Annotated in this window: 1 protein-coding gene; it reads right to left on the bottom strand. The window is 72.9% G+C overall.

The window, feature by feature from the left end; translation table 11 throughout:
- A partial coding sequence (locus AB4Y80_RS16895) for a DUF222 domain-containing protein (RefSeq protein ID WP_442215494.1) occupies nucleotides 1–698 on the bottom strand: 698 nt, incomplete at both ends.

Below are 698 nucleotides of genomic sequence, written 5' to 3'. Positions count from 1 at the left end.
GGTTTGGCCCTTGGGTTCGAGGGTGCCGTCGGGGCGGTAGCGGTTCATGTAGAAGGGGGTGGTGTGGTCTAGTTCGCAGCTGGCGGCGGGGTGGTCGCAGCCGATGCCGGTGCAGACGGGGTCGCGGTGGCGAACGGCGGCGGCGATCGCGGCGGTGGGGTGGTAGCTGGTCCGGGCGAGGTTGAGGGGGATGTGGGTGGCGGGGTCGGTGAGGATCCGGGTCCAGGTGTGGGCTCCGGCGGCTAGTTCCCTTGCCTGCTCGGGTGGGATGGGGCCGTAGCCGGTGAGGTGGCCGGGGTCCTCGGAGCGGCCCAGCAGGGTCAGGGCCGGGACCTGGATTTCGATCCGGGCCGGGGGCCAGCTCCGGAACCGGGTGGCCGGGGCCGGGGTCCCGGCGGCCGTCCCGGTGGCGCCGGTGGTGGTGGTGGCGCCGGAGGTGGTGCAGGTGCCGGCGGGGTGGAGGATGGCGTGGTGGAGGAGGTCGGTGAGGGCGTCGGCGCGGTAGTTGTTTAGGGAGCGGGAGGGCTGCCCTGTGGGGGTGGTGGCGGTGCTGGGGGTGCCCTGGTGTTGGGCGGTGCGGGCCCAGAGGTCCAGGGAGTCGTAGAGGGATTTGGCGATCACGGCGTCCAGGGTGGCGCCGAGTTGGGCCATGCCGTCGGGCAGGGGGGTGAACCAGACGGTGGGGTGAACCAGACGGT

The organism is Specibacter sp. RAF43 (assembly GCF_052114065.1).
Classification (GTDB): Bacteria; Actinomycetota; Actinomycetes; order Actinomycetales; family Micrococcaceae; genus Specibacter.
This window is presented reverse-complemented; position numbering and strand designations above follow the sequence as displayed.